The organism is Brevundimonas bacteroides DSM 4726 (genome assembly GCF_000701445.1).
Taxonomy (GTDB): domain Bacteria; phylum Pseudomonadota; class Alphaproteobacteria; order Caulobacterales; family Caulobacteraceae; genus Brevundimonas; species Brevundimonas bacteroides.
In genome coordinates, this window is the sequence record NZ_JNIX01000013.1 from 89,112 (window position 1) to 108,103 (window position 18,992).

16 protein-coding genes, 1 tRNA gene and 1 riboswitch are annotated in these 18,992 nt (G+C 70.2%); of the genes, 4 read left to right on the plus strand and 13 right to left on the minus strand.

Features of this window, described 5'->3' with window-relative positions; all coding sequences use genetic code 11:
* The first annotated feature begins 75 nt into the window (after window positions 1-75).
* Window positions 76-315: a zinc-finger domain-containing protein gene (locus Q333_RS0111570; protein WP_029417118.1), complete on the plus strand. Its 240-nt coding sequence runs from the start codon at window positions 76-78 to the stop codon at window positions 313-315.
* On the opposite strand, the gene Q333_RS0111575 is transcribed toward Q333_RS0111570, so the two are convergent.
* The 3 genes from Q333_RS0111575 to Q333_RS0111585 form a co-directional block, all read right to left on the minus strand.
* On the minus strand, window positions 312-1,511 hold the full coding sequence (locus tag Q333_RS0111575) for a BaiN/RdsA family NAD(P)/FAD-dependent oxidoreductase (protein WP_029417119.1): 1,200 nt from the start codon (window positions 1,509-1,511) through the stop codon (window positions 312-314). The genes Q333_RS0111570 and Q333_RS0111575 overlap by 4 nt on opposite strands.
* On the minus strand, window positions 1,508-2,488 hold the full coding sequence (locus Q333_RS0111580) for an alpha/beta fold hydrolase (protein ID WP_029417121.1): 981 nt from the start codon (window positions 2,486-2,488) through the stop codon (window positions 1,508-1,510). The genes Q333_RS0111575 and Q333_RS0111580 overlap by 4 nt, the downstream gene beginning before the upstream one ends.
* Before the next feature lie 62 nt (window positions 2,489-2,550).
* A tRNA-Arg gene (locus Q333_RS0111585) sits at window positions 2,551-2,627 on the minus strand.
* 184 nt (window positions 2,628-2,811) lie between these two features.
* On the opposite strand from Q333_RS0111585, the gene Q333_RS0111590 reads away from it, so the two are divergent.
* A complete protein-coding gene (locus tag Q333_RS0111590; RefSeq protein WP_029417123.1) occupies window positions 2,812-4,098 on the plus strand; it encodes a hypothetical protein in 1,287 nt (428 codons plus the stop codon).
* Window positions 4,099-4,145: 47 nt separating this feature from the next.
* Window positions 4,146-4,904 carry a dienelactone hydrolase family protein gene (locus tag Q333_RS0111595; protein WP_029417125.1) on the plus strand — a complete coding sequence of 253 codons (759 nt, stop codon included), beginning with the start codon at window positions 4,146-4,148 and terminating at the stop codon, window positions 4,902-4,904.
* Between the two features lie 3 nt (window positions 4,905-4,907).
* Here Q333_RS0111595 and Q333_RS0111600 read toward each other — a convergent pair whose 3' ends face one another.
* The 7 genes from Q333_RS0111600 to mutS all read right to left on the minus strand — a co-directional run bounded on the left by Q333_RS0111600 (window position 4,908) and on the right by mutS (window position 14,447).
* A complete protein-coding gene (locus tag Q333_RS0111600) occupies window positions 4,908-5,366 on the minus strand; it encodes an OsmC family protein (protein ID WP_029417127.1) in 459 nt (152 codons plus the stop codon).
* Between the two features lie 13 nt (window positions 5,367-5,379).
* Complete coding sequence (locus tag Q333_RS0111605; protein WP_029417129.1) at window positions 5,380-6,066, minus strand: GNAT family N-acetyltransferase; 687 nt, start codon at window positions 6,064-6,066, stop codon at window positions 5,380-5,382.
* A gap of 69 nt (window positions 6,067-6,135) precedes the next feature.
* Entirely contained in the window at window positions 6,136-7,167 is a 1,032-nt protein-coding gene (gene trpS, locus Q333_RS0111610; RefSeq protein WP_029417130.1) for a tryptophan--tRNA ligase, read from the minus strand.
* Window positions 7,167-8,762 carry a murein biosynthesis integral membrane protein MurJ gene (murJ, locus tag Q333_RS0111615; RefSeq protein ID WP_029417132.1) on the minus strand — a complete coding sequence of 532 codons (1,596 nt, stop codon included), beginning with the start codon at window positions 8,760-8,762 and terminating at the stop codon, window positions 7,167-7,169. The genes trpS and murJ overlap by 1 nt, the downstream gene beginning before the upstream one ends.
* A gap of 41 nt (window positions 8,763-8,803) precedes the next feature.
* Window positions 8,804-11,485 carry a [protein-PII] uridylyltransferase gene (gene glnD / locus Q333_RS0111620; protein WP_029417134.1) on the minus strand — a complete coding sequence of 894 codons (2,682 nt, stop codon included), beginning with the start codon at window positions 11,483-11,485 and terminating at the stop codon, window positions 8,804-8,806.
* Complete coding sequence (locus Q333_RS0111625) at window positions 11,482-11,766, minus strand: hypothetical protein (protein ID WP_029417136.1); 285 nt, start codon at window positions 11,764-11,766, stop codon at window positions 11,482-11,484. The genes glnD and Q333_RS0111625 overlap by 4 nt, the downstream gene beginning before the upstream one ends.
* Entirely contained in the window at window positions 11,763-14,447 is a 2,685-nt protein-coding gene (gene mutS / locus Q333_RS0111630; protein WP_029417137.1) for a DNA mismatch repair protein MutS, read from the minus strand. The genes Q333_RS0111625 and mutS overlap by 4 nt, the downstream gene beginning before the upstream one ends.
* Window positions 14,448-14,510: 63 nt before the next feature.
* Window positions 14,511-14,717, plus strand: a riboswitch (cobalamin riboswitch).
* Window positions 14,718-14,891: 174 nt separating this feature from the next.
* Here mutS and Q333_RS0111635 point away from each other — a divergent pair.
* Window positions 14,892-16,715 (plus strand): TonB-dependent receptor plug domain-containing protein, encoded by a 1,824-nt coding sequence (locus Q333_RS0111635; RefSeq protein ID WP_029417138.1) that lies wholly within the window; start codon window positions 14,892-14,894, stop codon window positions 16,713-16,715.
* On the opposite strand, the gene Q333_RS0111640 is transcribed toward Q333_RS0111635, so the two are convergent.
* From Q333_RS0111640 to Q333_RS0111650, 3 genes are all read right to left on the minus strand, one after another.
* Complete coding sequence (locus Q333_RS0111640; protein WP_029417139.1) at window positions 16,699-17,595, minus strand: aldo/keto reductase; 897 nt, start codon at window positions 17,593-17,595, stop codon at window positions 16,699-16,701. The genes Q333_RS0111635 and Q333_RS0111640 overlap by 17 nt on opposite strands.
* Before the next feature lie 78 nt (window positions 17,596-17,673).
* Complete coding sequence (maiA, locus tag Q333_RS0111645; protein WP_029417140.1) at window positions 17,674-18,306, minus strand: maleylacetoacetate isomerase; 633 nt, start codon at window positions 18,304-18,306, stop codon at window positions 17,674-17,676.
* Window positions 18,303-18,956, minus strand: coding sequence for a fumarylacetoacetate hydrolase family protein (locus Q333_RS0111650; protein ID WP_029417141.1), 654 nt, complete (start codon window positions 18,954-18,956; stop codon window positions 18,303-18,305). Before Q333_RS0111650 ends, maiA begins: the two co-directional genes overlap by 4 nt.
* Window positions 18,957-18,992 lie beyond the last annotated feature (36 nt).

Here is an 18,992-nt window from a genome sequence, read left to right on the forward strand (position 1 = left end):
CGGGGGCTTTCGGCGGCGCGCCGTGACGTCTAGTTATGCGCGCGCGACCCCTGCGCCAAGACCACGGACCCATCCATGCCGCCCCGCCATCCCGACGTGCTCGTTCCTCCGCCCGAAGAGGTCGTCGTGACGACCAAGCGCGTGGCCTGCGACGGCGGCGGCGGGGCGCTGGGTCATCCGCTCGTCTACATGGACATGGGCGAGGACGACTTCGTCGAGTGCGGCTACTGCGACCGGCGCTTCGTGCTGGCGGGCAAGGGCCGACCGGAGAATGAATACCACGACCCGGCGGCGCGGGCCCCGGAGGCGCACTAGACGGCCTGCCCGGCCGCCCAGCCTGAACTCCACGCCCACTGGAAGTTATAGCCGCCCAGCCAGCCGGTGATGTCGACGACCTCGCCGATGAAGTAGAGGCCGGGCACAGCCTTGGCCGCCATGGTCCTCTGGTCCAGCTGATCCGTCGCGACGCCTCCCAGGGTGACCTCAGCGGTGCGATAGCCCTCCGATCCCACCGGCTTGACGGTCCAGGCGTTCACGGCGGATTCGAGCCGCGCCAGCACCTTGGCCTTGACCTCGGCGAGCTTGCCGGTCGCGCCTTCGCGGGCGGCCAGGGTCTCGGCCAGGCGGCGCGGGACGATCTCGGACAGGGCGGTGTGCACGGCCTGCTTGCCGCCGTTCTCGGCCTTTTTCACTTTCAGGCGCTCAAGAACCGGCACGCCCGGGGCCATCTGGACCGTGATCGGATCGCCCTCGCGCCAGTAGCTGCTGATCTGCAGGATCGCCGGGCCCGACAGGCCGCGATGGGTGAACAGCATGGCCTCCTCGAAGCGGGTCTTGCCGTGGCTGACGACCGCATCGACCGCCACCCCCGCCAGCGGCGTCGTCTGTTCCAGCAGGCCCTGCTCGAACGTCAGGGGCACCAGCGCGGGGCGGGTTTCCGTCACCGTCAGGCCGAAGTGGCGCGCGATGTCATAGCCCCAGCCCGTCGCGCCCATCTTGGGGATCGACTTGCCGCCCGAGGCGCAGACCAGAGAGGCGCAGGAGACCCCCGATTCGTCCGACAGGGTCAGTTCGAAACGGTCGCCGGATCGGTCACAGGTCTCGACCGCCATGCCCAGCCGGAGCTCCGCGCCCGCCGCGCGCATGTCGTCGGTCAGCATACGGACGATCTGCTTGGCGCTGTCGTCACAGAACAGCTGGCCTAGGGTCTTCTCATGCCACGCGATACCGGCCTTATCCACCCGGGCGATGAAGTCGGCGGGCGTATAGCGGCCCAGCGCCGAGGCTGCGAACCGGGGATTGGCCCCCAGGAACCGGTCGATCCGCCCGGCCTCCAGATTGGTGAAGTTGCAGCGTCCGCCGCCCGAGATGCGGATCTTCTCGCCGGGCGTGCGGGCGTGGTCGACGACGAGCACGCGCCGGCCCCGCCGTCCGGCCTCAATGGCGCACATCATCCCGGCCGCGCCCGCGCCGACGATGACGACGTCATAGCTCTGGGGCCGTGGGCTCACAGCGACCGCAGGAGGGCGATCAGGGCGGCGTTGACCTCATCGGGCCGCTCCTGTTGCAGCCAGTGCCCTGCCCCGGGTAGGACGGTCTGGCTACGCAAATCGGTCAGCCAGTCCTTCAACCCCGCCTCGTGCTGACCGGCATAGTGGCGAACGGGATCGCGCTCACCGACCATGAATATCGATGGCTGCCTGATTTTCTTGCCTTGCAGGAAGACCGTCAGCGACCAGTTCAGATCCAGGCACCGATACCAGTCGATCGGGCCCTTGAACCCCGACGCCGTGAAGGCCGCCACATACTCCGCGAAGTGCGCCTCGCTCATCCAGGGCGGCAGGGTGGCGTCGTCGGGAACCTCGGACAGAAAGTCGTGGCCCGAAGCGATGAAGCCCGTCGACTGTCGCTCGTCCGGCGTCGCGCCGTCGTAAGAGTAGAAGCCCTTTCTGAGCCCCGTCGCCACATCGGCCTCGAAGATGCTGTGGGCGTCCGGGGCCTGGAACTGGTTCATGTAGAGCTCGCCCCGGCCCAGCCGTTTCGAGATCGCGGCCATCGCGGGCGTCGGCGGGCCCGCAGCCCGGCGCGGCTGGAACGGCACCGACAGCCCCGCCACTGCCGTGAACACATCGGGCCGCATCAGGGCGCAGTGCCAGGCCACCGGCGCGCCCCAGTCGTGACCGACCACGACGCAGGTCTGATGCCCCAACGCCCGCACCAGATCGACCATGTCGCCGACCAGATGCAGGATGGTGTGATCCTCTGTCCGCTCCGGCTTGTCGGTCCCGCCATAGCCCCGCATGTCCGGCGCGACGGCGCGGTATCCGGCTTCGGCCAACGCTGCGACCTGGGCGCGCCAGCTGATGCCAAGCTCCGGAAAGCCGTGAACGAGCAGCACCAGCGGCCCGTCACCAGCTTCCAGCACTTGGTGGGTCAGACCGTCGGTCTGGACGCGGCGCGTCGTGAGTGCCTCGGCGATCGATGTCATGAAAGGTCTCCCCGAGCAGTGAGCCTGCGCATGGTCCCGACGTTCTTTCTGGGGAATGTGAATGGCGCACCCGACACGATTCGAACGTGTGACCTTTGCCTTCGGAGGGCAACGCTCTATCCAGCTGAGCTACGGGTGCGTCTGGCGCGGCCGCTCGCGGCGACCGGACGAAGGGCCTTACAGCAGCCCGGCGCGGCTCTCAATCCCGAATGCGCTCTGGACGCCCGGGCGCCGTCGCAACCGTCGCAGGCTGGATGATTTGTAAGGTTTCGCGGGGCACGCCGTCGGCTAGCTTCGGCCGGGCTGTTGAAGGGGAGACGCGGATGCGCGCGCTGGTTCTTGGATTTCTGTTGCTGTTGGGGGCGTGCGCGACCTCGCCCGCCACGCGACCTGACCCATCCGGCGACACTCTGGACGCCGTCGCCCGTGACTACGTCGCCCTGATCCTGGAGATCGGCGAGCGCGAGCCGGGCTATGTCGACGCCTACTATGGGCCGCCCGAGTGGGCCGAGGCGGCCAGAGCGAACCCGCGCGATGTTCCCGCCCTGATCCAAGGCGCGGCCTCCCTGACCGAGCGGCTGAACGCCCTGTCCGTCGCTGGGGCCGAACCGGCTGTGACCCAGCGCAAGGCCTATCTTCTGGCCCATGTCTCGGCCGCAGCGGCGCGTCTGCGCATGGTCGGCGGCGAGCGGATGAGATTCGCCGACGAGGCCGAGGCCCTGTTCGGCGTCCGGCCCGAGCTGCGGCCCCTGTCGGACTTCGATCCCATCCTGGCCGAAATCGATCGTCTGGTGCCCGGCGAGGGCGAGCTTTCGGCCCGGGTTGCCGCCTTTCGGGGCGGCTTCCAGATTCCGACGGACCGGCTGCAGGCCGTGTTCGACGCCTCGATCGCGGAATGCCGTGCGCGCACGATCCGTCACATCGACCTTCCAGCCAACGAGCGGTTCACTCTGGCCTTCGTCACCGACAAGCCGTGGTCGGGCTACAACTACTATCTCGGCGGCGCCGCCAGCCGGATCGAGATCAACACCGATCAGCCCATTTTCACTGACCGCGCAATCGATCTGGGCTGCCACGAGGCCTATCCGGGCCACCACGTCTACAACGCCCTGCTGGAACAGACCTTCGTCGTCGAGCGCGGCTGGGTCGAGATGAGCGTCTATCCGCTTTACTCGCCCATGTCCTTCGTGGCCGAGGGCAGCGCCAACTACGGCATCGACCTGGCGTTTCCGGGGGACGAAGCCGCGCGGTTCGAGCGCGAGACCCTGTTGCCCTTGGCGGGGCTGACGGGCGCGCCGGTCCAGCAGAAGGCCGAGCTCAATGTCCTGGTCCGGCGTCTGGCGCGCGCCGAATACACCATCGCCGACGACTATCTGGCCGGCCGTATCGACCGCGCCGAAGCGACCCGGCTGCTGTCCCGCTACATGCTGACGACGCCCGAGCGCGCGGCCCAGCGCGTGCGCTTCATCGACACCTATCGCAGCTACATCATCAACTATGGCCTCGGCCGCGACGTGGTCCAGGCCTGGGTCGAGCGGCAAGAGCCGGACCATTGGCGGGGCATGGAGACCCTGCTGGCCAGCCAGATGTTGCCGGTCGACCTGCTCTAGGCTCGCCGCCCCGCGCAACGGTCGCAAAGCTGCGCTAAGGCTGGGGCATGGATACGCTTGACGATCGCTGGACCCGCCTGTCCGCCCATGCCGCCTGGATCGGGCCTGAGGATGACCGGCCGAGGCCGACGGCCCTGCTGTTCCACGGATGCGGCGGGCTGCGCGGCCATCTGCCCCGGTACGCGGCGGCGGCGAAAGCCAAGGGCTGGCGGGCGGTGATCGTCGATTCCTATGCGCCAAGGGGCTGGAGCCGCCAGTTCGCCATGGCGACCGTCTGCACCGGCCTGTTGCTGCGCGGCTGGGAGCGAGCCGGTGACATCCTGGCGACGATCCACGGTGTGTCACAGCGGCCGGACGTCGATCCGGCCGCCCTGCTACTGGCGGGCTGGAGCCACGGCGGCTGGGGCATCATGGAGGCCATGAGCGCGAATCGCGACCGGATCGGCGCGTTAGGGGTGACCGACGCAGAGAATGTGTCCCTGGAAGGCGTGAAGGCGACCTATCTGGCCTACCCCTACGTCGGTGTCGCGGCGCTGAACCGCATGCGGCCCTGGCGGCATTGTCCGAGGACGCTGGCCGTGGTGGCGGCGAAGGATCACCTGACCACTGTCCGCAATGCTCGGCGCATCCACGACATGGTTCGGAACTGTGGCGCGGACGTCGAGACCTGGATCGCTGACGGGACCCACAGCTTCGACGAGCCGATGACGGCGCCGCCCATGCGCTACGACCCGACCCTGTCGGACGAGGCGATCCGACGCTTCTCGGCCCTGCTGGAGGACACGGCGGTCGCGCCGCCAGTCTGAGGGTCAGGCGGGCTCGACCCGGACTTCGGCGCGGATGGAGTTGGCGATATAGCAGAGGCGATGGGACTGGTGGTGCAGGTCCTCCAGCCTCGCCGCATCCGGGACCTGGCCTGACCAGTCGATGGCAGGGCGGAGCACCACCTCGGTGATCGACATCCGGCCCCGGTCGTCGCGCGCCAGGGTGGCCGTGGCCGCGTCGCGGTAGCGGTCGACGACGAACCCCATCTTTGCCGCCAGCGCCAGGAAAAACAGCATGTGGCAGCTGGACAGGGCGGCGACCAGGGCCTCCTCCGGATCGACGGCGGCCGGGTCCGACATCGGGACGGCCACGCTGGTCGGGGCCGACGAGCCACGCACCACCGCCCCGCCATCGAAGCGCCAGTCGTGGGCGCGGGAATAGGCGTGGTCGGTGAAGGGCTGATCGCCTCGAACCCATTCGACGACGGCGGTGTGTTCGCTCATGGCGGCGCTCCGGTCAGGCCAGGACGGTGTAGATCACCCGCGCCCGCGTGCGAAAGCCGAGGCTCTCGTACAGGGCGATGGTCGCGTCGTGGGCGGCGTAGGCATGAAGGAAGGCCTTGTCGCCTTCTGCAAGGATCCCGGCCACGACGCGCCGCGACAGGGCGGTGGCGAGGCCGTGGCCGCGAAAGTCAGGATGGGTGCAGACGCCGGACAGTTCGGTGTGGCCCTCGACCCGCAGGCGACGCCCGGCCATGGCCGCGAGACGGCCGTCACGCTTCACGCCGATGAAGCCGCCCAGCCGATGGGTGCGGCTGCGGAACGGGCCAGGCCTGGTAAGTGTCGCCAGCGCCAGCATCTCGGCCGCATCGACGTCACCGAGATCGATGACCTCCAGACCATCTTCGATCCGGGGCGTCAGGGCCTCGCAGACCATCTGGACGCAAGGGCTGCGGCTGATCACCTCGATGTCCTGAGGCAGGGCGTTCGCCATCGGGCCGTCTTCGCGCTCGACGAGACCCGCTCCGGGATGGGCGCGGCACAGGTCTGTGAGAGCGGCGAGGCTAGCGGGCGAAGCATCTGCTGCGGCGGCGAAGACCCCCACCTCGGGATCGATCCGCACGGCGCGCGCATCGCCGAGCGCCACGGATGACAGTCGACCGGTCAGCGCGTTCCAGAGGGGGCGGTCGAGGGGATGGCTCATGTGCCGTTCCCTAGGCTGGCTCGCCCACGCGGTGAAGTCCCGGTCCCGAGCCGGGCCCGGAACCCGCGATCAGCCTCGCCAGAAGCCGACGATCTTCTTGACCTCGTCCACCACCGGATCGGCGATGGCGGCGGCGCGCTCGGCCCCGTCCTTCAGGACGCGGTCGATCTCTGCGGGGTCGTCCATCAGCCGGCGCATCTCGGCGGTGACAGGAGCCAGCGCCGAGACGGCGAGGTCGGCCAGCGCGGGCTTGAAGGCGCCGAAGCCCTGGCCGCCGAACTGTGCGATGACCTGTTCGCGCGTCTGGTCCGAGAGGGCGGCGTAGATCGCCACCAGGTTCCGCGCCTCCGGCCGATCGGCGAGGCCGTCTGCGGTTTCCGGCAGGGGCTCGGGGTCGGTTTTGGCCTTGCGGATCTTGGCGGCGATGGCGTCGGCGTCGTCGGTCAGGTTGATGCGGCTCTGGTCCGAGGGATCGGACTTGGACATCTTGGCCGAGCCGTCCCGCAAGGACATCACCCGCGTCGCCGGGCCCTGGATGACCGGCTCGGGCAGGGGGAAGAAGCAGGGGACGCCGAAGTCGGTGTTGAACTTGGCGGCGATGTCGCGGGTCAGCTCCAAGTGCTGCTTCTGGTCCTCGCCGACCGGCACCTCGGTCGCCTTGTAGAGCAGGATGTCGGCGGCCTGGAGCACGGGGTAGGTGTAGAGGCCGACCGAGGCGCGCTCCTTGTGCTTGCCCGACTTCTCCTTGAACTGGGTCATGCGGTCGAGCCAGCCGAGGCGGGCGACGCAGTTCAGGATCCAGGCCAGCTCCGAATGGGCGCTTACGGCCGATTGCGGAAAGATGGTCGAACGGGCGGGGTCGAGGCCCGAGGCGATGTAGGCTGCGGCGATCTCTCGCGTCTGGGCGGTCAGGACGGCGGGGTCCTGCCACACCGTGATGGCGTGCAGGTCGGCGACGAAGACGAAGGTCGGGGCCGCGTCCTGGAGCGCGACGAAACGTTTCAGCGCGCCGAGGTAGTTCCCCAGATGCAGCGCGCCCGACGCCTGGATGCCGGAGAGGATGCGGCGGGGGCCGGCGTATGCGGGTGCGTCGTCAGTCATCAGTCCAGTCCGGAGGGGGTGGAAGCCCCGGGTTCACGCCTCAGCACGGCCTTGAGCTCGGCCGGGCTGACCGCACGGAAGAGCACGATGCAGACGCCATACACAAGGGCGCCCGCGACGGCGACGGCCAGAACGGCGACCTCTTTAGTCAGGAAGAGGGCCGATAGCTCGGGATAGAAGACGCTGGCGGGAACCAGGACGGCGGCCATGACCGCGCTGGCGGCCAGCACGCGGGCGAACCGCGAAAGGAAGCGGCCGGTGACGGCCCAGGCCTCTTCCTTCACCAGGACGCCGCCCAAGAGCGCCACATTGATCCAGGCCGAGGTGGAGGTGGCGATGGCTAGGCCGACGACGCCGTCCATGCCCGCCTGCTCCATCCCGAAGAATAGGGCCGAGCCCAGCCCCACGGTGATGGCGACTGAGGCGATGGAGAAGATCATGGGGCGTCGCGTGTCCTCGCGCGCGAAGAACGGCGGCGTCAGGACCTTGGCCAGCACGAAGGCGGGAACGCCCCAGGCGAAATGGCGCAACACGTCGGCCGTGCGGGCGGCGTCCGCGCTGGTGAAGGCGCCGCGCGTCACCGTCGCGTCGATGATGAAGAAGGGGATAACGAACAGGGCCACGGCGGCTGGCAGGGTGAAGGACATGGACAGGGTGATGCCGTCGTCCAGCGTCCGCCGCCCGCCTTCATGGTCGCCTGTGACGAACGCCCGTGTCAGGCGGGGCACGAGCGCCAGGCCAATGGCGACGCCGACCAGGCCGAGCGGCAGCTGGTACAGGCGGTCGGCGTTGTAGAGCACCGAGCGCGCGCCCTCGTTGGAGCCCGTCAGCAGCTGGCTGACGACGGAGTTGAGCTGGAGCGCGCCGCCCGCCAGCACGCCGGGGACGGCCAGCTTCAGGGTGCGCGACACCCCTGGCGTCAGGCGCGGCAGTCCCAGCCGCAGCGTCACGCCCAGCCGTTTCACCCCCCACCAGAGCAGGCCCATCTGGATCAGACCGGAGAGGCTGACCGCAGCAGAGGTGGCGAACAGCACGGTCGACTGATCGATCTCGATGACCAGCGGCGCGAGCAGCGGGATCAGGGTGCAGAGGTTCAGGAACACCGGCACGGCCGCGGTCAGGGCGAACCGCCCCGAGGTGTTGAGCACGCCCGACAACAGGGATGCGATGGTCATGCAGGCAAGATACGGCATGGTCAGCTGGGCCGCCGTGGTCGCCGCGAACATCACGCCCGCGTCGTCGCGCCAGGCCGACAGCAGCCACGGCATGATCCAGGGCATGGCGACCTGCAGCAGGATGCAGAAGCTCGCCACCACCGCGAACATGAAGCTGAGCGCCTCGGACGCCGTGACGGCGGCCGCCTCCTCGCCCTCGCGCGCCCGGACCCCGCCGTAGATGGGCACGAAGGCCTGGGCGAAGGCGCCCTCGGCGAACAGGCGCCGGAACATGTTGGGCAGCATCAGCGCCGTGGTGAAGGCGTCCATCATCGGCCCCTGGCCGAACTGGGCCGACAAGGCCAGGTCGCGGCCGAAGCCGAGGATGCGGCTGCCCAGCGTCAGGGTCGCCTGAACCAGGGTGTTGCGGGCGAGGCTCAAGGCGGGCTCATGGCGGACGGGGCGGAGGGACTGAGGCGGGCTTAGCGCGCTTCCGCCGCCGACGGAACGGGCCTTCTGGGGCCGAGCTCGGAGACGTCGCGGGCGCTGGCGCGGACGGCGGTGATCCTGCGGCCTTGAGGCGCGGCGGGGGCGCGGTCAAGCACAGCTTCCAGCGCCTGATGCACCTCGTCCAGCAGGACGTCGGAGGTCAGCTTCCGGCCCTTGGCGTCGGTGACGTAGAAGCTGTCGACCGCCCGCTCGCCGAAGCTGGCGACGTGGGCCGAGCGGATCGACAGGTCGTGGTCGGTCAGGGTGCGCGACAGCTCCGCCAGAAGGCCGGGACGGTCAGCGCCGGAGACCTCGATGACCGTGGCCTCCGCCGACGCCGCGTTGTCGATCATCACCACGGGCCGCACGTCGAACACAGCGCGCCGGGGAGAGGCGGCGGGCATGGGCGGAAGCGGCGCCGGCGCCTCGCCTCGCGCCGCAGCCTCGAGCGCGGCGATCAGCTGGGTCAGGCGCCGCGGCTCGGCCTGGCCGTAGGGCTGGTCGGCGCCGTCCTGGACCTGGAAGACGTCAAGCACCGTGCCGTCCGCCGCCGTGGCGACCCGCGCCCCGGTCACATCCGCCCCTGCGGCCGCCAGCACGGCGGCGAGGTCGGCGAAGAGGCCAGGGCGGTCGCGGGCGGCCAAAGCGATCTCGGTGGTCTGTTCGATGCGTCCGGCGGCGCCGGGCCGGGCCTCGGCTGCTGCGCCGCAAGCAAAGGCCCGGGCGACAAGCCCGGCGTGGTCGGCCAGGGGATCGGCGGAAGGCGCGGCCTCGCCCCGGAACAGGGCCTCGACGGCGGCGTAGAGGCTGCGCATCAGCTGGCCCTTCCAGCTGTTCCACACGCCCGGTCCCACGGCGCGGATGTCGGCGACGGTCAGGACCAGCAGCATCCGCAGGCGCTCCGGATCGCCGACCAGCTCGGCGAAGGCGCGCACCGTGTCGGGATCGGACACGTCGCGCTTCTGGGCGTAGTCGGACAGGGCCAGGTGATGGCGCACCAGCCAGACCACCAGCTCGATCCGGCGCGGCTCCAGCCCCAGCCGTTCGCAGGCGCGGCGCGCGGAGATGGCGCCGTCCTCCAGCTGGCCCCGGTCGCCGCCCTTGCCCACGTCGTGCAGCAGCATGGCCAGCATCAGGGCCTCGGGGTCGGCGATCAGGTGGATGACCTCGCTGGCCAGCGGATGGTCGGCCTTCAGCTTGCCGCGATGGATGTCGTTGATGATGCCGATAGCCTGGAGGGTGTGCTCGTCGACCGTGTAGGCGTGGTACATGTTGAACTGGGTCTGGCCGACGATCCGGCCCCACTCCGGCAGGAAGCGGCCGAGCAGCCCCGCCTCGTTCATGATGGTCAGGACGCGATAGGGTCGCTGGCCGTGGGCCAAAATGTGCAGCAAGGCCGCCGTCGCCTGGGGGTCTCGCCGCAGCCGGGGCGTAACGAGACCGAGCGACCGCGTTAGCGCAGAAAAGGCATGCGGGTGCAGGTCCAGGTCATGCCGGTCGGCAGCGACGAACAGCGTCAGGAGCTTGACGGGGTCGGCGGCGAACACCTCCGGCCCCGTGACCGACAGACGCCCGCCGTCCTCGACGAAGCCCTCGACGCCTAGGTCGCGGCGGCGGCCGGGGATGAGGCGCGACAGGCTGAGCGTCCTCTTCTGCTGGCGGGCCTCCAGCGTGGCGCTCATGGCGCGGGTCAGGGCCCCGACGTCGCGGGCGACGATGAAGTATCGGCGCATGAAGCGCTCCACCGCCGGCTCGTCGCCGCGCCCGCGCCAACCCATGCGACGGGCGACTTCGGGCTGGAGGTCAAAGGTCAGCTTCTCCTCAGCGCGCCCGGCCGCGAGATGCAGGTGGCAACGGACCCGCCAGAGGAAGTCGAACGCCTCCTCGAAGGTGCGGCGCTCGCGCGGGGTGAGCAGGTCGTCCATGACTCGGGCGCCGAGCGGGCTGTCGGGGGCCAGAGATCGAGCGATCCAGAACAGGGTGTTGAGGTCGCGAAGGCCGCCCTTGCCGTCCTTGATGTTGGGCTCGACGCGGTAGCGCACGGCCCCGGCCTTGGCGTGGCGGGTCTCGCGCTCCTCCATCTTGGCGGTGATGAAGGGACGGGGATCGGAAGCGGCGACCATCGCCTGGAAGCGGGTCAGGAACTCGCCGGAAAGGCTCGCGTCGCCCGCCAATGGCCGGGCCTCGAGCAGGGCCGTCCGGATGGTCATGTCGGAGCGGGCGAGGCTGATCGCCTCCTCGACCGACCGCGCGGCGGAGCCGACCTTCAGGCCCAGGTCCCAGAGGACGTAGAGCATGAACTCCGCCACCGTCTCGGTACGGGCCGTGGTCTTCCACGGACGCAGGAAGACGATGTCGAGATCCGAAAAGGGCGCGAGGACGCCCCGGCCGTAGCCGCCGACCGCGATCAGGGCCAGCTTCTCCGCCTCGGTGGGATTGGGGGCCGGATAGAGGGTCTGGGCGGTGAAGCGCCAAAGGGCGGTCAGAAGCTCGTCAGCGGCGGCGGCATACAGGCGGGCGACCTCGACGCCGGGTAGGCCGTTGGCGAGTTTGGCAGCGATCTTCTCGCGGGCGGCGTCGTGGTGGGCGCGCAGGATGTCGGCCACCGAAGCGCGCAGGCCGGGAGAGCCGACGAGGGCGTCGAGGCGGGCGTCGAGACCGAGTGATGCGTTCATCGATCACGTCCGAGCGCAGTTTCGAGCCACCACCGAAACTGGAGTGCAGAAGCACCGATGCCGCTTAGGCAAAAAACCCCCGGCAACCAAACCGCAGGCCTCAATTTCCCGCTTTCGAAGTAGCCGATCAGGACTGCAACGAGGCTTACGAAGGCGAACAGGGCAAGAAATATCGCCGACCACTGACGCAAACTCGGCAGTTGCCTCGCGAGCATGACCCATAGCCCGAAATAGATCAGCGGTGGCGTGAAAATGAGAAGGACCCAAAGAAGCAGGGTCACGCCTGCACCAGCCCCTTCAGCCGATAGAGCGCCTCCAGCGCCTCGCGCGGGCTGAGAGCATCGGGGTCCAGCGCGGCCACCGCCTCATCCACGGCGGACTTCAGCGGCGGCGGGGGCGGTTCGGCGACCGCGAAGAGGGGCAGGTCGTCGAGGCGGGCGGCGGCCGCCTTCTCTGACTCCAGCCGGTCGAGCACGACGCGGGCGCGGGCGACGACGGCCGGAGGCACGCCCGCCAGTTTCGCCACCTGCACGCCGTAGGAGCGGTCGGCGGCACCCGGCGCGGCCTCGTGCAGGAAGACGAGCTCTCCGTTCCACTCGCGCGCCTTCATGGACAGGTTGCAGACGTGATCCAGCCGCTCCTCCAGCCGCGCCAGCTCGTGATAGTGGGTGGCGAACAGGGTGCGCGCGCGGTTCACGTCGTGCAGCGCCTCGGCGCAGGCCCAGGCGATGGCCAGACCGTCGTAGGTGGCGGTGCCGCGCCCGATCTCGTCCAGCACCACGAAGCTGCGGTCCGTCGCCTGGGTCAGGATGGCGGCGGTCTCGACCATCTCCATCATGAAGGTGGAGCGCCCGCGCGCGAGGTCGTCGCCCGCCCCGACGCGGCTGAAAAGACGATCGACGACGCCGAGCCGCATGGATCGCGCCGGCACGAGGGCGCCGGCCTGGGCCAGCACGACTAGCAGGGCGTTCTGGCGCAGGAAGGTCGACTTGCCCGCCATGTTGGGGCCGGTGACGATCGACAGGCGCGCGCACCCCTGCCCGTCGCCGTCCAGGCGGCAATCGTTGGGGGTGAAGGGGTCGCCCGCCTTCTTGACCGCCGCCTCGACCACGGGGTGCCGGCCGGCCTCTACGGTGAAGCAGCGGCTGTCGTCCACGACGGGGCGGACGGCGCCGACCTCCTCCGCCCATTCGGCCAGGGCGGCGGTGGCGTCCAGCTCGGCCATGGCCTCGGCCAGAGCCTGAAGCGGGCGTGCGAGCTCGGCGACCGTGGCGCGCCAGACTTCGAAGGTCTCGGTCTCCATGGCGAGCGCGCGGTGCCCGGCCTGGCTGATCTTCGCGTCCAGTTCGGACAGTTCGACGGTGGTGAAGCGCACCTGGGCCGCCAGGGTCTGGCGATGGATGAAGGGGCTTTCCGGGCCGGCGCGGAACAGGGGCTCGGCGTGCTTGGCGGTGGTCTCGAGGAAGTAGCCCAGCACGGCGTTGTGCCGGATCTTGAAGGGCACGCCCGACTCGGCCACGGCGCGGGCTTCGAGGTCCGCGACCACCCGGCGGCTGTCGTCCCGCAGCGCCCGGGCGGCGTCGAGCTCGGGCCGGAAGCCGGGGTTCACGAAGGCGCCGTCGCGCGCCAGATGCGGCGGCTCCAGCGCCAGGCCCTCGGCGAGATCGAGCATCAGCCGCGACAGGTCCGGCGACGGGGTCAGCCGGTCCAGACACGCCGTGATCCGCGCTGGCGGTCCGGTGAGCGGATCAGGCGAGGCGGTGAACAGGCCCGCGATGGCCTCTCCGATCGTCAGCCCCGAGCGGATCGCGGCGAGGTCGCGCGGCCCCCCTCGCCCGAGCGCAAGCCGCGACACGGCGCGGGCCACATCGGCGGAGGCGCGCAAGCCGTCGCGCAGATCGCGGCGCAGACCCCGCCGCTCCAGAAGCCATTCGACCGCGTCGAGCCCGGCGTTGATCGCGGCGGGATCGCGTAAGGGTCGGGCGATGCGTTCAGCGAGCGCCCGCGCTCCGCCAGACGTCACTGTGCGATCGATGCAGGCCAAAAGCGACCCCTCGCGTTCGCCGCGTTGGGTGCGGTCGATCTCCAGGCTCAGTCGCGTCGCCGGGTCGATGGCCAGGTAGCCCGTCTCGCCGGAGCGGCGAGGCGGCGAGAGCGCCGGGACCTTTCCGGCCTGGGTTGTCTCCAGATAGGCGGCGAGGAGGCCGAGCGCGGAGACCTCCGCCTCCTCGAAGGCCCCGAAGCCGTCCATCGACTGAACGCCGTAGAGCCGCGTCACGCGCGCCGAGGCCGCCGCCGGTTCGGCCACGGCGGACGCCAGCGCCTGGACCACACCGCCGGAGCCGTCCAGCGCCAGCTTCACCTCCGGATCGGAGAACAGCTTGTCGGTGACCAGCACCTCGGACGGCCGGAACGCCGAGAGCGTCGCGGCCAGATCGGCAACCGAGCAGGCCACGCAGTCGACCGCCCCGGCCGACAGCTCGACCACGGCGACGGCCGCCCGGCCCCGGCGAATGGCCACGGCCGCGAGCCGGTTGGCGCCGCGCGCATCCAGCAGCGAGTCCTCGGTCAGGGTGCCGGGCGTGACGACGCGGACGATGTCGCGGCGGACGACGGCCTTGGAGCCGCGCTTCTTGGCCTCGGCGGGGTCCTCCATCTGTTCGCAGATGGCGACCTTGAAGCCCTGACGGATCAGCCGGGCGATGTAGCCGTCCGCCGCATGGACGGGCATGCCGGCCATGGGGATGTCCTCGCCCAGATGCTTGCCGCGCTTGGTGAGCGTCAGGCCGATGGCGGCGGCGACTAACTCCGCGTCCTTGAAGAACAGCTCGTAGAAGTCGCCCATGCGGAACAGCAGGATGGCGTCCGGCTGCGACGCCTTGGCCGCGAGGAACTGGGCCATGACCGGGGTCACGCCGTCCGCAGGAGCGGTCTTCGAAGGATGCTGGAGCGGGGCGTTCATGGGGCGTCGACAGGGTGACGGAATGCGCAGGCTCGCTCAAGGCCGCAGTCCCGCCTTGCCGCCACGCTTCGCACCTGCGACATTCCGTTCAGGCGGTTAAGGGAACGCGGTCCAACACCGCGGCTGTGCCCGCAACTGTAGGCGGCGAGGCCGTCGTCCGATCCGGGGCTGTTGCTCCGGCGTCACTGGGTCTGCTCCGGCGGAACCGGGAAGGCGAGGGCGGCGTCCGGCGACCCGCAAGCCAGGAGACCTGGCCGCCGACGTCGCTCGCCCGCTGTCCGGGACCAGACAGAGGCGTGGGACCATCCCCTTCCGCGAAGCCGGGAGGACGTTCCGTCGAAGCGACCCGATCTCGGAGCCGTCCGGATGCCTCGCGTCCGGGCGGATTGGTCGCTGTCACCACGCCCGCCGCGCGCCGAAGCCGGGCCGATGGAGCCGATATCCATGAAACGTATGCTGTTCGCCACGAGCGCCTTGGCCGCGCTCGCCGCCCCCGCCTGGGCCGAGGACGTCGAGGTCCTGACCGCCGATCCCCTGCCCGAGATCGTCGTCACCGCGACACGCCTGCCCGCCATCGCCGCACGCACGCCCGGCGCCCGCGTCATCGACGGGGCGACTATCGAACGCCGAGGCGCGGTCTTCGCCGCCGACATCCTGGCCGACGTGCCGGGCCTGTCGGTGGTGCGCTCCGGCGCGTTCGGAGGCGTGGCCCAAGTCCGCATCCGGGGCGCCAATCCCGGTAAGACCCTGGTCCTGGTCGACGGCGTGCCCGTCAACGACCCGGCCGAGATCAACGGGGCCTATGACTTTTCGGGCCTGGAACTCGGCGACGTCGAGCGCATCGAGGTGCTGTCGGGACCGCAGTCGTCGCTGTGGGGATCGGACGCTATCGGCGGCGTGATTTCCTTCACCACGCGCGAGGTCGATGGCGTCCGCGCCGAGGCCGAGGCGGGCTCCTTCGACACCCTGCGCGGCCGGCTGGCGGCGGGCGTGGACAATGAGACCTACGCCATTGGCGCCTGGGTCTCGCGCTTCTCGACCGACGGCATCAGCGCGGCGGACGAGGCCGACGGCAATCCGGAGGCCGACGGCTTTGACAGCACGACGCTGGGGGTGAAGGGCCGCTACGCCCTGTCTCCCGCCGCGCGTATCGACGGATCGGTCCGGTGGTCCAGGAGCGAGGCCGACATCGATGGCTTTCCGGCTCCGCAATTCCGCCTGGCCGACACCGCCGATTCGACCGAGAGCGAGCAGTGGTCCGGCTTCGGCCGGCTGACGCTTCAGGCGCTCGGCTTAACCCACCAGATCAGCCTGTCGACCTCGGACATCCAGCGCGACACGATCTCGTCCTTTCCCTCGACCTTCGAGGCCGACCGCCAGGTCTGGCGCTGGCAGGCCGACGGCGCAGCCGGCGAGCGTCTGACCTACGCCTTCGGCGCCGAGCGCGAGGATACCGAGGGCAGCCTGTCCAGCGGATTGTCGGAGGAGCTCGGAACGACCTCTATCTTCGGTACGGCCTCCCTGCAGGCCACCGAGCGGCTCAGCGTGACCGGCGCGCTCCGCTGGGACGACACCGACGACTTCGGCTCGGAGACGACGGGACGGGTCTCGGCGGCGCTGGACCTGGACGGCGGCTTCATCCTCTCGGGCGCCTGGGGAACGGGCTTCAAGGCGCCGTCGATCAGCCAGGCGGTGTGCGACTTCTGCTTCGCCGCGCGGCCGTTTCCCGTGCTGCGCCCCGAAAGCGCCGACAGCATGGAGGTCGCGCTCGGCTGGACGGCGGCTGACGGCCGGTTCGACGGCCGGATCACCGTCTATCGCCTGAACGTCGAGGACCAGATCAGCTACGTCTCCGGCCGCTACATCAACATCGCCGAGACCCGTACCGACGGGATTGAGGCCGAGGCGACGGCGCGTCTGGCGAGCGGTTTCGATCTAACGCTGGCCTACGCCTGGACCGACGCCCGCGACGAGACCACCGACGCGCGGCTGCTGCGCGTGGCCGAGCATGCAGGGTCGGCGACCCTGGCCTGGACCGGCGAGCGGCTGTCTGGCGCTCTGACCATCCGCGCCGAAGGCGACCAGGGCGATTCCGGCGGGGTGCGCGACAGCTTCGTCACGGCGATCCTGAATGGGGCCTATCAGCTGACCGACGCCGTCGCCCTGACGGCCCGGATCGAGAACTTGGCGGACGAGCGGTACCAGCAGGTGCTGGGCTATGGCGAGCCGGGTCGGTCGGCCTACGTCGGGGTCAGGCTGCGTTACTGACCAGGGCCTGGGAGCCGGTCGTCAGCGCGGCCGGCTCCTCCAGCGCCAGGCTGGACCAGTCGAGGTCGGGGCTGGCCGCGTGGGCGGCGGCCAGCACCGCCCGCATCTCGGCGGCCGACGCCACCGAGGCGATCACGGCCGCCGCCGGCGGCAGGTTGAGACAGAAGGCCAGCGCCGCCTGCATGGGATCGACCCGCGCCTCGGCCAGGCGACGGCGTGTGCGCGACAGGGCGACGCCATAGTTCCGGAGGTGCGTCGGCAGGGTCTCACGGTTGGCGAAGAGCAGGCCGCGGGCGAAGACTGACGACACATGCACGTCGACGCCCAAGCCAGCGAGGTCCGAGAGAACCCCTTCGACGACGGGCCGCTGGTCCAGGATGTTGCAGGGAATCTGAACCACGTCCGGCTGGAATCGGCGGGCCAGCAGCACCGGCCCGTCCTCCATCGTGGCGAGGAAACCGATGCGCCGATACAGGCCGCGATCCTTCAGCGCCTGCAGGCGCTCCCACAGCGCGCGACCCTCGGCCCCGGCCAGATCGCCGGCTCCCGAGACCAGCAGCACGTCGCCGCGCGGCAGGCCCATCCGCTCCAGCGAGCGCCGCGCGCGCGCCTCGACGCGATCCAGGCCCTCGGACACGGCGACGGCGCGAACACTGACGGAAAACGGCGAAGGAAACGGCCAGGCCTGGCCCAGCAGCCGCTCCTGATCGCCCTGAGGGCGGGTGGCCACGCGAGTCACCCCGGCGTCGGCGGCGGTCTGGAGCAGGGACCGCATGGCGTCCTCGCGCGCGCCGGCGGGCGCGGGGGTCGCGCGTTCCGGCTCCGTCACGACGGCGAGGGCCAGCTTGGCGACCGGGGAGGGGACGGCGGCGGGTGTCACCCTCCGATCCTGCCCGGCAATGTTTAAGGGAGGCTGAGGGAGACTTTGCCCAAACCTTACCGGCCGAACGCGGATCGTTCAGTCCGCGTCGGGCTGTCGGTCCGGATGCGCCGCCTCGAAGGCGGGGTGGGCCAACGCCTGCGCCTCCACCGCCAGCAGGGTCGGGAACGGCGTCAGGTCGATGTTGAACCGTCGCGCCGAATACAGCTGCGGGATCAGATAGCAGTCGATCAGCGTCGGCGCCGCGCCCCATGACCAGCCCCGCCCGTGGCTCTCGACCAAGGCCGTCAAGGCTTGAAGTCCGGGGACCATCCAGCGCGCGGCCCAGCCGTCGATCCGGGCCTGATCCGCGCCCCAGTTCGTGCGCAGCTCGGTCAGGACCCGCAGGTTGCTCAAGGGGTGGATGTCGCAGCCGATCAGGGCCGCCATGGCCCGCACCCGGGCCCGGTCGTCCGGCTCTTTCGGCAAGAGAGGCGGCTCGGGGTATGTCTCCTCGAGCCATTCCAGGATTGCGGGGCTCTGCGTCAGGACGCCTTGGTCGGTCTCCAGCGCCGGGACCATGCCTTGGGGATTCAGCGCGAGGAAGGCCTCGGACCGCTGGGCCCCGGTGCGCAGGTCCACGCCGCTCTGCTCATAGGTCACGCCCTTCAGATTGAGCGCGATGCGCGTGCGATAGGCCGCCCCAGAGCGGAAATAGCCGTGCAGGATCATCGGACGGTGAACTCCAGCGGCGCCAGGCCTTCGATGGTCGCCCGCACCTGGTCGCCCCGGACCAGCGGGCCGACGCCCTCGGGTGTGCCGGTGAAGATCAGGTCGCCGGGCTGGATGGACCAGAGCTTGCCGGCCTGTTCGACGATCTCTTGCGGCGACCAGATCATGTCGGCGAGCGTCGAACGCTGTCGAGTCTCGCCGTTCACGCTCAAGGCGATCTGTCCCGCGGGTGCCGGCAGCGGGCCGAGCGTCAGGGCGGCGCAGGGGGCGGACTGGTCAAATCCCTTGGCGGCGTCCCAAGGGCGACCCTTGGCCTTGGCCTCGGCCTGCAGGTCGCGGCGTGTCAGATCGCAGCCGACGGCCCAACCCGCGATCGCTCCGTCCTCGCCAATCGCAACGACCAGCTCAACCTCATGATGCAGGTTCGATGTCGCTCTCGGATAGGCGGGGTCGGCACCGTCGACGATCAGGGCGTCGGCGGGCTTGGAGAAGAAGAAGGGGGCCTGCCGCTCCGGGTCAGACCCCATTTCGCGGGCATGGGCGGCATAGTTCTGGCCGACACACAGGATGCGCCGCACGGGGAAGCGACGGGCGTTGCCTGCGATCGGCAGGGAAACGACGGGCGGAGGCGGGATCACGAAATCGGTCATGGCCGAGCGTTCTAGCGAGCCGGTCGGCCACTCGCC